Genomic DNA, 11,432 nt, shown 5'->3' with positions numbered 1-11,432 from the left:
CTTCGGGGCCTCCCGGCCCGCTGCTCGGCAGCGGACCGGGAGGTCGGGGCGGAAGGCGCTACTCGAGCAGCGCGGCCTGCTCGTCGGCGCTCATCTCGGCGGACAGGTAGATGTCACCGGGAAGGTCGTCGCGGCACTCGACCTCGCTCGGGTCACCGTCGACCGAGTCCTCGAACTGCGGCGCCTCGAAGATCGTCTCCGACGGGATCTCTCCGCCCGTGGCACGCGCCACGGCGTGCTGCACGGCCAGCCGCACGTTGTCGTTGCCGGTGGCGACCGTGGTGAGCAGGAAGTCGGGGTTGTCCGGCGACTTCTCCTGCCAGAAGCAGGCGAGGACGTTGCCGTCCGACGTGGCCAGTGCGGGAATCGAGCGCCCGCTCTTCTCGAACTCCGGAAGCGCGCCGACGAGCGACGGGCCGAAGTCGGAGACGATGACGTCGATCTGGTCGTACTTGGCGATCGCAGCAGTGAGCACCTGCTGCGTCAGCGCCGGGTCCCAGTTGGTGACCTCGTAGGGCTGCTCGCCGATGAACTCGTACTTCGGGTCCGTGAGCACCGACTCGAAGCCCTCGCGCTCGTCCAGGCCCTGGCTGTTGCCGGCGGGGCCGCTGAGGAAGAGGATCTTCGCGCCATCGGGGAAGTTCTGCTCGATCCATTCGCCCCAGGCGACGCCATCGGCGACGAAGTCGGCGCCGACCCAGATGTCGTAGTCGACACCGTCCTCTCCGCCGGGGTCGACCCGGTACGGCACCGTCACGACGCCGGCCTCGTACGCGCTGCGCAGTGCGGGGAGCATCGCCTCGCCGGCATCCGGGAAGACGACGATCGCGTCGGCCCCCGAGGCGACCATGCCCTGGATGTCGGAGATGGACTTCTGGGTGTCCCCCTGGCCGTCCGCGTACAGGTACTCGACGACGCTCGGGCACTTCTCGACCTCGGCCTGGCCGGCCGCAGTGGTCACGAGCCGCCAGCTGTTGCCGCCGAAGCCGTCGAGCAGGCCGACCACGGCTTCCTCGGGACCGCACCACGCGGGCGCGCCTTCGACCGAGGTGCCGCCACCCTCGGCGGCCTCATCGGCCCCGCCCGAGGAACAGCCCACGAGAGCCAGTGCCGAGACGCCCGCGACGGCGATCGCCGTGGCGATTCTGCGGTGAATCATCTTGTCCTCCATATCCGCGCGACCGCCATGTCGCACGTTTCTCTTGGTGCACCTCGCTCCGATGGAGCGGGGGTCTCAGGGTGCGGCCGGCGCCGAGGCATCCGGCCTCGCGGCGAGCCGTCTCCGCAGCGCGGCCCAGTCGACGGTGTAGATCGCCACGCCGATGGCGAGGGCCGCAGCCTGCACGAGCGTGCGGACGGCGAACGGGACGCCGAGGGCGAGGACGAACTGGTCCAGCTGGCTCAGGAACAGCGCGGCCACGAACGTGGCAACGGGGTAGCCGCGACCGCCGAGGAGGGACGTGCCTCCGAGGACGACCACCGCGACCGAGGTCAACAGGTAGGTGTTGCCCTGGAACGCCGTCGGTTGATTGGTGATGCCCGCGAGCATGATGCCGGCCGTCGCGAAGAGCAGTTGGGCCCAGACGTACGCAGCGCCGCGGTGAGTGCGATAGCGCAGCCCGGTCGCACGCGCCGCCGCCGGGCTCGCGCCCACGGCCTCGAATCGACGTCCGGCGACGGTCCGCTTGACGAGGATCGTCACGAGCACCAGCACGACGAGTGCGATCAGCAGGGCGTTGGGGATGCCTGCGGTACGACCGCCCGCGATCGAGCTCAGGAGCCTGGTGGTCGTGCGCGGGATGCCGCCGGAGATGCCCAGCACGGCACCGAAGAGCAGCGCGTTGGTGCCGAGCGTGGCGATGATCGGGTTCAGACCGAGTCGACCGACCATGAAGCCGTTGAGCAGACCGGCTCCGATGGCCCATGCGTACACGGCGAGGATCGCCGGCACGAGCATCGAGTCGTCCTGGTTCGGGATGTGCGTGGACAGCACGACCGCCAACGAAACGGCGCCGGGGACCGACAGGTCGATCCCGCCCTGCTGCACGACGAGCATCTGGCCGAGGCCGACGATCGCGAGGACCGATGCGAACGGCAGCATGCCGAGGACCGCTCCCTGCGACACGCTGCTCGGGGCGAGGGCGAACCCGAGGATCACGAGGACGACCGTCGAGACGGCCATCGTCAGCAGACCCTTCGACACGCCGAGACGGGCGCTCGTGAGACGCTGAGGCGTCGAGTCGTCGGTCATGCTCTCCCCTTCGAAAGTCTCACCACCTGTCCGGCCGGACCGAACGAAGTGTTGAGTGACACTTTATGGATCTCCGGTCGTGTTCACAAGCGTTGTAGGTAACGATTCGCCCGGATTCCCGCCCTTCGCGCGAAGTCGATCGCCTCGACGGTCCCGTTCCGACGAGCATCCCGCACGCTCAGCGGGAGCGTCACATGCGCCGACTTCCCTGAGATTCCGGGCCGGAATCCTCTCTGCGTCCGCCGTCGAGCCGACACCGCGGCCACCGGCATGGCTCGACCGGGCAGGTTTGCGCTACTGTTTACCTCAACTGAACAACGACGTTCGAAAGAGGTCCATGCATGAACACGGAGCAGCCGCGCCGCGCGCTCGTCGTCGGAGCGACCGGCATCGCGGGCCAGACCGTCACGCAACAACTCGTCGATGCGGGATGGGAGGTGCACGGCCTGGCCCGGCGCGCCGGGCGCCTGCGGGACGGCGTCACGTCCGTTCAGGTGGACCTGCTCGACGCCGAGGCGACGCGTACCGCCCTCGCCGGACTGCGTCCCGAGATCGTCATCATCACGGCATGGATCCGCAAGGATACGGAGGCCGAGAACATCGAGGTGAACTCGCGGACGCTGCGGAACCTGTTCGCCGCGCTCGAGCCGGACGGCGGTGTTCGTCACGTGGCCCTGCTCACGGGACTCAAGCACTACCTCGGCCCCTTCGAGGACTACGCGACCGGAGTGAAGGCCGAGACGCCGTTCCACGAGTCCGAACCGCGGCTGCCCAGCCCGAACTTCTACTACGCGCAGGAGGACGAGCTGTTCGCGGCGGCCGAGCGCATGGGCTTCACGTGGAGCGTGCACCGGTCGCACACGGTGTTCGGCTTCGCCGTCGACAACGCGATGAACATGGTGCTCACGCTCTCGGCCTACGCGACCATCTGCAAGGAGCTCGGCCGGCCGTTCGTGTTCCCGGGCTCCGTCGCTCAGTGGAACTTCGTGACCGACGTGACGGACGCCGACCTCCTCGGCGAGCAGCTGGTCTGGGCTGCCACGCACCCCGAGGGCGAGAACGAGGCGTTCAACATCGCCAACGGCGACCAGTTCCGCTGGCGCTGGCTGTGGCCGCAGGTCGCCGACTACTTCGGCGTCGAGTGGGAGGGTCCGGAAGAGACACCGCGCACGCTCGTCGACTCGATGACGGATGTCGCGCCCGGGGCCTGGCGACGCATCGCCGAGCGCGAGGGCCTCGTCGAGCCCGACGTCGCGAAGCTCGCCTCCTGGTGGCACAGCGACAGCGACCTGGGCCGCGAGGTTGAGTGCATCACCGACATGACGAAGAGCCGCGAGGCGGGGTTCCTCGGCTTCCGTTCGACGCCGAAGAGCTTCTTCGACAAGGTGGAGCGCTACCGCGCGGCCAAGCTGATCCCCTGATCGGCGGCGGAAGCGGACGGGGCGGTGCCGATCGGCACCGCCCCTTTCGGTCTCGGAGGACGAAGCAGGTCAGGCGGTCGCCGTGAACTCGATGTGCGCCTTGATGTTCTCGGCCGGCCGCTGCGCGGCCTCGAGCGCGGCGGTCGCCTCGTCGACGCCGAAGCGCCGGGTGACGAGCGCTGACAGGTCGATGCCCGCCTCTGCCATGAATCGCAGGGTCTCGGGCCACACGCCGGGCGACCCGATAGAGCCCGTGATGGTGAGTTCCTTCGACTGGATGAGGCCGAGTTTCGCCGGCGCCTCTCGTCCCACGTCGATGCCGATGTACCCGATCCGGCCCTTGAACGCGGCGATCTCGAGCGCGCGGGCCATGACCTCCGGCCGGCCGCTCGCCTCGATCACGACGTCGGCGCCCCGACCGCCGGTCTCGCTCGCGAGGACCTCATCGAGCTCGGCCGGGTCGACGGCGCGCTGGGCGCCGAGCGCCACCGCCTGGTCGCGCCGGGATGCGCTCGGCTCCGCGACGATCGTCTTCGCGCCGAGCGCGGCGGCCGCCGCCGTGACGCACAGGCCGATCGGTCCGGCGCCGAGCACGACGAGCGTGTCGCTGGCATTCACGTTGCCGACGCGCATGAGCGCGTAGTAGGCGACGCTGAACGGCTCGACCAGGGCGCCGTTGGTCCAGGAGACACCGTCCGGGAGCTTGTGCAGCCAGCTCTCCTTCGCCACGAAGAACTCCGCGGCGGCCCCGCTGATCGAGAACCCGAAGTGGTCGTCCCCGATGACGCACTCCCCCACGACGCGGTCGCCCTTCGCGAGGCCCGTCACCTTCGAGCCGACCGCCATGACCTCGCCCGACCATTCGTGTCCCGGGATGATCGGGTACTCGAACGGGATGATGTACCGCCCCTCGAGCAGTTCGATGTCGGAGTGACAGACGCCGACGGACCTGGCCGCGACGAGCACCTCGTCCTCCGCGATCTCCGGGACGGGAAGCTCCTCGACCGACGGTGTCCCGACGGCGATGTACTGCAGTGCCTTCATGTTGCTCGGATCTCCTTCGTTCACTCGGCCCGTACGAGGACCTTGACCTGGTCGCCGGTCGGCGAGAGCAGCGTCTCGAAGCCCTGCTCGACGATGTCGGCCATGTCGATGCGGGCGCTCACGACCTTCTCCACGTCCACGCGCCCGCGGCCGATGAGATCGATGATGCGCGGCCAGTCCGTGACCGGGTAGCACCAGGTGCCGCGGAGCGTGATGTCGCGCTCGGACAGCACCATCGGGTCGATCGCCGCGGGCTTGGTGTGCAGGCCGGTCTGCGAGACGTTGCCGGAGGCTCGCACCGAGGCGAGCGCCGTCTGCAGCGCGATCTCGTTGCCCGAGCACTCGATGACCGCATCGACGCCGATGCCGCCGGTGCGGTCCTTGAGCTCCGCCGCGACATCCGTCGACCGAGGGTCGAGCAGTTCGCCCACGTCGAGCGAGCGCGCGAGCTCCTGCCGCTTCGGGTTCACCTCGGACATGTAGACCGTCGCGCCGAGCGACGCCGCGTACAGGGACGCGAGCGCGCCGATCGGCCCGAGGCCCGTGACGAGCACGGTGTCGCCCGGACGCACGCCCGCTCGATCGACGCCGTAGGCGGCGACCGCGGTCGGCTCGACGAGCGCGCCCTGGATGTCGCTCATCGAGTCCGGGATCTTGGCCACCTTCGACTCCGGGACGACGCACTGCTCGGCGATGCCGCCCCACGCGTCGCTGAGGCCGACGCAGGCCATCGACGTGCAGAGGTGGTTGAGCCCGCGCCGGCAGAAGTAGCATGCGCCGCAGAACAGCAGGGGCATGACCGAGACCCGGTCGCCCACGCGCACCGACGTCACCTCGGCACCGACCTCGAGGACCTCCCCCGAGAACTCGTGCCCGAGGATCTGCGGCGCGGTCGAGCCGTTGAGCGGATGGGGTGTGGTGGGTATGACGATCGGCCCGACCGCGTACTCGTGCAGGTCGGTTCCGCAGATGCCGCACCAGTACGGCTTCAGGCGCACCTCGTGCGGGCCGACGGTCGTCGGTTCGGCGACGTCCTCGACTCGGATGTCCTTCGCGTCGTGGAAGACGGCTGCTCTCATGGCACTGGCTGCCTTTCTGGGTTCGGGGCGACCGCCGCGTCGGCGCAGCGGCCACGGCGTTCAGGAGGATCGAGTCGGATCGAACAGGACCTTGCCGCGGATCTCGCCGTTCGCGAGACGCGCGAGCTGGTGCGGCACCTCGGCGAGCGGGTAGACCGCCTCGACGAGTTCGTCGCCGAGGTCGGTGGTCGCGAGGATCTCGAGTGCCGGCCCCAGGTCCTCGTCGCAGACGTGCGCGACGGTCGTGGTGATCGTCACCTCGTTCATCACCAGCCGGTGCACGTCGAGGTCCTGATGCGCCGACGGCAATCCGACACCGAGGATCGTCCCGCCCTGGCGCACGAGGTCGAGCGCGTTCGAGAGCTGTCCGGGTGCGCCGGTCGCCTCGATCACGATGTCGGCACCGGCACTGCCGACGATCTCCCGCAGCGTGGGGAGCAGGTCGGCGTCGACCGGGACGGTGCGGGTGGCTCCGAGGCGCTGGGCGCGCTCGAGGCGCTCGCCGGCGAAGTCCACGACCGTGATGTCCGCGTCCACCAGGGAGACCAGCCCGGCGAGGATGAAGGTGCCGATCGCGCCGGCGCCGAACAGGATCACGTGGTCACCGTCGCGGGCGCCGGCGCGGCGCGCGGCATGCAGCCCGACGGCGAGCGGCTGGGCGACTCCGGCGTCGTCCAGCGAACATCCGTCGGGAATCCGCACGAGCGTCGACGTCTCGACCGCGACGTACTCCGCCAGGCCCCCGTCGGCGTTCAGGCCATGCGTCGCGTATCGCGCGCAGAGGTTCGTCCGCCCCTCCACGCAACGATCGCATTCGCCGCACGAGACGCCCGCACCGGATGCCACCGGGTCCCCGACCTGCAGGCCGTCGACCGGCCCGTCGGGGAGATCGACGATCTCGCCGACGAACTCGTGACCGATGATCAGCGGACCGGTGTGGCCGCTGTTCGGATGCACCCGATCGATCGGGAAGATGATGGGACCGGACTTCCACTCGGTGGCATCCGTGCCGCAGATACCGCTGCGCAGCACCTTGACGAGGGCTTGACCCTCGGCCGCGATCGGAATCGGACGTCGCTCGACACGCACGTCGCCTCGACCGTGGTAGACGACGGCCTCCATGTTGCCCACGGGTGTGGTCATGACCGTCTCCTTCACTCGCCCGATCGTCCCCACTCGGTGTTGAGGTGCGACTGGGAGTCGCGCGTGAGGTTCAGCGGGCCGCCCACCGCGTAGTACCGCTGGCCGGCCACGAGCAGCTCTTCGGCGGGGAACTTCGTGATCACCTCGCACCCGTCGGCCGTGACGACGACCTCCTCCTCGATGCGGGCGGCGCCCCAGCCGTCGGCCGACGGCCAGTACGTCTCGAGTGCGAAGACCATGCCCTCCTCGATCACCTCGGGGTGGTCGAACGAGACGAGCCTCGAGAAGATCGGCTTCTCCCAGATCGACAGCCCCACGCCGTGGCCGTACTGCAGCGCGAACGCAGCCTCCTCATCGGGGAAACCGAACTCCTCCGCCTTGGGCCATACCGAGACGATGTCGGCCGTCGTCGCACCCGGTCGGACGAGCGCGATCGCGCGGTCCATGTACTCGCGCGCCCTGGTGTACGCGTCCTTCTGCGCGGAGCTCGCGGACCCGACGGCGAACGTACGGTAGTAGCAGGTTCGGTAGCCGTTGAAACTGTGCAGGATGTCGAAGAAGGCCGGGTCTCCGGGCCGGATGAGCCGGTCGGAGAACACGTGCGGGTGCGGCGAGCAGCGTTCGCCTGAGATCGCGTTCACGCCCTCGACGTACTCGGATCCGAGGTCGTACAGGCTCTTCGCGACGAGCCCGACCGCCTCGTTCTCCCGCACGCCGGGGCGGAGGAATCGATAGAGGTCCTCGTAGGCCGCATCCACCATGGACGCTGCCTGGGTCAGGAGCCGGATCTCGTCGCCGGTCTTGATGCGTCGCGCCTCCATGAAGGCCTGCTGACCGTCCACGACCCTGATGCCCTCGCGCTGGAGGGCGAAGAGGATGGGCAGCTCGATGACGTCGACTCCGAGCGGCTGGTTCGCGACGCCGAACTTCTCGAGTTCGCGCTTGATCTTCCTCGCGACGCCCTCGGCGATCTCGGCGTCCGGCGGGAACGCGCCGCGCAGCGTCGAGATGCCCGCCCGCGCCCCGCTCTCGAGCCGGGGGCGCTTCGCACCTTCGTGCGGCGCGTCGGGGTCGGCGTCCATCTCGGCGCTCGTCACGTCCAGCCAGGGGTTGTAGAGCTTGTGATGCTTGGCCGCCGAGCCGAAGTCCCACGAGATCGGGTCGCTGTTGCGCGTCAGGAGGCTGAAGCGGATCAGCTTGTCCATCGCCCACGTCCCGATATGGGTGGCCGTCATGTAGCGGATGTTCGAGAAATCGAAGGCGAGCAACGCCCCGAGGTCGGAGCGGTCCAGTTCGGCCTTCAGCCGAGCCAGCCGATCGTCGCGGAGTCGATCGAAGTCGACGCGCGCTTCCCAGTCGACCGCGTTCGTTCCGGTCGTACCCGTGCTCTTCATGGTGAACCGCTCTCTCGGTGTCGGGCCGAACCTCGCTAGACGAGGATCATGCCGCCTTCGATGGGGATGATCTGCCCCGTGATGTAGTCCGAATCGGCCGCCGCGAGGAAGACACCGGTCGGCACGATGTCGGAGGGGTCTGCCGGTCGGCCGAGCAGGATGCCGCTGGACATCGAGTCGAAGCCGTTCTGGCCCTCGCCGATCTCCTCGAGTTCCCTGTCGAGCTTCGTCCAGAGCGGCGTCGCGACGACGCCCGGGGCGAAGCCGTTGACCGTGATGCCGTGCTCGGCGAGTGCGCGCGCGCCCGCCTGCGTGAGGGAGATGACGGCGGCCTTGGCCGCGCTGTACGGTGCGAAGCTCGAGAAGCCCTGACGTCCCGCGATCGAGGCGGTGTTCACGACCTTGCCCCCGCCGCCCTGCGCGATGAACTGCTTCGCGGCCTCCTGGATCCCGACGAGCACGCCGAGCGCGTTGACGCGCATGACGAGCTCGAAGTTCGACTCGGTGATATCGAGGAACTTCATCGGCGAGTTCATCCCGGCGTTGTTGAAGTAGGCGTCGAGGCGACCGTAGCGCTCGACGGCGTGGGCGATGCCGGCCCGTACCGATTCACGGTCGGTGACGTCGACCCGAGAGGCGACCGCGCTGCCACCGGACTCGACGATCTCGGAGGTGAGAGCCTCCGCGGCCTCGAGGTTGAGGTCGGCGATCACGACGTTCGCCCCCTCGGCGGCGAACCCGGAAGCGAGCGCCGCACCGATCCCCGATGCGCCACCGGTGACGACGATCGTCCGGCCGTCGAGACGTCGGGTCATGTGGATGCTCCTTTGCTTCCGTGGCGGCGTCGGCTTGGACACCTTGTGTTCACTATAACTGAACTTAGACCCTGCCAAGGGTCAAATCAAGTGAACAGGGGGACCGATGCGCCCCGAAGGTCGCAGTCGCTCAACATGGCGTTGAATCGCCGGAAATTCGCGGATCTTCGCCACGCGTGGAATCGACCGGCGAGCGTCTCGACGCTTGCGCAGCGTCGCATTGTGGTGTTGAGTCTGAGTGCAATCGTTCAGTTGGCGCGTGCAGTCATGCACGGTCCAGCACGGCACGAAGGAGTGGAGATGACTTTCACCGTCGACGGCGTCCACCACGTGGGCATCACCGTCCGGGACATGAAGCGGTCGTTCGAGTGGTACTCGCGGATGTTCGGGTTCGAGCCGGGCCCGGTGAATCACGGCTCCGGCCCCGACCTCGAGCGCGGCGTCCAGGTCGACGGAGCCGACCTGTCCTTCTCGATGATCAGGGTCGGCAACGTCAACATCGAGTTCCTCGAGTACCACCACCCCGAGGGCAAGGACTGGGACCGCGCGAACGGCGACGTCGGGTCATCCCACATCTGCTTCGTGGTCGATGACATGCAGAGCGCGTACGACGACCTCATCGACAAGGGCGCCGTGTTCAACGGCCCCCCGGTCACCCTCACCGACGGCGATCTGGCGGGCTCGCAGTGGGCGTATCTCCGCGACCCGGACGGCATCCAGCTCGAGATCTGGCAGTACCCGAAGCCGTGACCACGGTTCGGGTCCCGGGCGCACGCTCCCGCGCGCCCGGGGCCCGAAGCGCGCGCAGCTAGTCCTCCTTGTACTGATAGGGGTTCGCGATCGGCTCATCGTCCGGGATCTGCGGGTGCATCCACTCGTCCCACGCCTGCTTGCCCATCGTGCTGCGCACGTGGTTCACGGATGCGGCGACCTTGTCACGTACAGGCGCCAGCGGTAGGCCGATGCGTTCGCCGTCGTACTTCACGACCCTGCCGTTCACGACGACGGTGTGCACGTCGGCGGTGCCCGCCTGGTACACCACGTGGGCGTAGGGGTTCAGGATCGGCGTCATCGCGGGCGACTCGTCGTTCCTGATGAGCACAAGGTCTGCCTTCTTCCCGACGGTCAGCGAGCCGATCGTGTCGGTCATTCCGAGCGTCGTGGCACCGCCCATCGTCGCCTGCCACACGACGTCCTCGGCGCGAAGCCGGTTGACGTTGACCGTCTCACCGCGGGACTGCAGCTCGAGGTGATCACGTGAGCGGAACGCGCTGAGCGTCGCGCGCATCGCCGAGAAGAAGTCGGCGCTCCACCACACGCTCGTGTCCATCGACAGCGACGCCGGGATGCCGTACTTGCGGATCTCCCAGGTCGACGGGTAGCCCTGTCCGGCGCTCTGCTCGCTCTCGGTCGCGACCGAGACGGTGCCGCCGGTGGCGGCGATCTTCTGGTAGCTCTCGGGACTGAGCGATGAGCCGTGCACGTAGGTGACCTTGTCGGTCATCCATCCGCCGTCGTACATGTGCGCGATGCTCTGGTCCGTGGTGACGCCCCAGACGCCGGCATGGGTCGTCACCCGCAGGTCGAGGTCGCGAGCGGCCCGGAACGCGGCCGCCTCCGGGAACTCCTCGCTGGCCGGGACGTCGAAGGCCATCTGGAGGCCCAGCATGTCGTCGGGCGCGTTGAAGTTGTCGGTCACGAACGTCCGGAACTCCGGGCTGTTCGCCCACTCCCACGGTGCGCCGAGGTAGTTGCCGTACGCCAGCACGAAGCGCCCGGGTATCTCGCGGAACGCCTGCAGCGCCGCCTCGCCGTACTCCGGCGTGCGCAGTGCATGCGACCAGTCGAGCGTCGTCGTGACGCCCTGGTCGATCGACTCGAGCGCGCTGAGCAAGTTGCCCGCGTAGATGTCCTCCGGCCGGAAGACCTCACCCCAGGTCAGGTAGTAGAAGACGAAGTACTGGCTCAGCGCCCAATCGCCGCCGTAGCCGCGCAGCCCCGTCTGCCACATGTGGCGGTGCGTGTCGATCATGCCGGGCATGACGATGCCGCCGGAGGCATCGATCTCGAGCGTGTCGCCGGGCACCTCGAGCTTCGGCCCCACGCCGGCGATCGTGTCGCCGCTGATGAGCACGTCGGCGTTCTCGAGCACGCCCTGGGAGTCGACGGTGATCACCGTCGCGTTCCGGAAGACGACGGGCCGACCGGAGGCGAACTCGTCGGGTCGGGGTCGTGCGGGTGCGTCGGTCATGGTTCCTCCTCGTTGAGTGATCCGGACGGAGCGC

At 68.6% G+C, this 11,432-nt stretch carries 10 protein-coding genes; 2 read left to right on the top strand and 8 right to left on the bottom strand.

Going from position 1 to position 11,432, the window contains the following annotated elements; translation table 11 throughout:
* Positions 1–58: 58 nt before the first annotated feature.
* Positions 59–1,159 (bottom strand): substrate-binding domain-containing protein, encoded by a 1,101-nt coding sequence (locus GJ743_RS14430; RefSeq protein WP_155052605.1) that lies wholly within the window; start codon positions 1,157–1,159, stop codon positions 59–61.
* Positions 1,160–1,234: 75 nt separating this feature from the next.
* A complete protein-coding gene (locus GJ743_RS14425) occupies positions 1,235–2,251 on the bottom strand; it encodes an ABC transporter permease (protein WP_155052604.1) in 1,017 nt (338 codons plus the stop codon).
* Between the two features lie 341 nt (positions 2,252–2,592).
* Between GJ743_RS14425 and GJ743_RS14420 the strand changes: the two genes are divergently transcribed.
* Complete coding sequence (locus GJ743_RS14420) at positions 2,593–3,672, top strand: SDR family oxidoreductase (protein WP_155052603.1); 1,080 nt, start codon at positions 2,593–2,595, stop codon at positions 3,670–3,672.
* A gap of 69 nt (positions 3,673–3,741) precedes the next feature.
* Here the strand turns inward: GJ743_RS14420 and GJ743_RS14415 are convergent, their stop codons facing one another.
* Genes GJ743_RS14415 through GJ743_RS14395 form a run of 5 tightly spaced genes read right to left on the bottom strand, consistent with a single transcriptional unit; the run spans position 3,742 to position 9,147 of the window.
* Positions 3,742–4,716, bottom strand: a complete 975-nt coding sequence (locus GJ743_RS14415; protein WP_155052602.1) for a zinc-dependent alcohol dehydrogenase — start codon at positions 4,714–4,716, stop codon at positions 3,742–3,744.
* Positions 4,717–4,736: 20 nt separating this feature from the next.
* The gene (locus GJ743_RS14410) at positions 4,737–5,795 is read right to left on the bottom strand and encodes a 2,3-butanediol dehydrogenase (protein ID WP_155052601.1); all 1,059 of its coding nucleotides are present in this window, start codon (positions 5,793–5,795) and stop codon (positions 4,737–4,739) included.
* Between the two features lie 60 nt (positions 5,796–5,855).
* Positions 5,856–6,938 (bottom strand): zinc-dependent alcohol dehydrogenase, encoded by a 1,083-nt coding sequence (locus GJ743_RS14405; protein ID WP_230386804.1) that lies wholly within the window; start codon positions 6,936–6,938, stop codon positions 5,856–5,858.
* 11 nt (positions 6,939–6,949) lie between these two features.
* Complete coding sequence (locus GJ743_RS14400) at positions 6,950–8,332, bottom strand: M24 family metallopeptidase (protein ID WP_155052600.1); 1,383 nt, start codon at positions 8,330–8,332, stop codon at positions 6,950–6,952.
* A 35-nt stretch (positions 8,333–8,367) separates the two neighbouring features.
* The gene (locus tag GJ743_RS14395; protein WP_155052599.1) at positions 8,368–9,147 is read right to left on the bottom strand and encodes an SDR family NAD(P)-dependent oxidoreductase; all 780 of its coding nucleotides are present in this window, start codon (positions 9,145–9,147) and stop codon (positions 8,368–8,370) included.
* A gap of 300 nt (positions 9,148–9,447) precedes the next feature.
* On the opposite strand from GJ743_RS14395, the gene GJ743_RS14390 reads away from it, so the two are divergent.
* Positions 9,448–9,897, top strand: coding sequence for a VOC family protein (locus tag GJ743_RS14390; RefSeq protein ID WP_196217014.1), 450 nt, complete (start codon positions 9,448–9,450; stop codon positions 9,895–9,897).
* A 58-nt stretch (positions 9,898–9,955) separates the two neighbouring features.
* Here GJ743_RS14390 and GJ743_RS14385 read toward each other — a convergent pair whose 3' ends face one another.
* Positions 9,956–11,398: an amidohydrolase family protein gene (locus GJ743_RS14385; protein WP_155052597.1), complete on the bottom strand. Its 1,443-nt coding sequence runs from the start codon at positions 11,396–11,398 to the stop codon at positions 9,956–9,958.
* Positions 11,399–11,432 lie beyond the last annotated feature (34 nt).

Source organism: Agromyces bracchium, assembly GCF_009709675.1.
GTDB lineage: Bacteria > Actinomycetota > Actinomycetes > Actinomycetales > Microbacteriaceae > Agromyces > Agromyces bracchium.
Note: the sequence above shows the minus strand (reverse complement) of the source record. Positions and strands in the feature narration are given on the sequence as shown.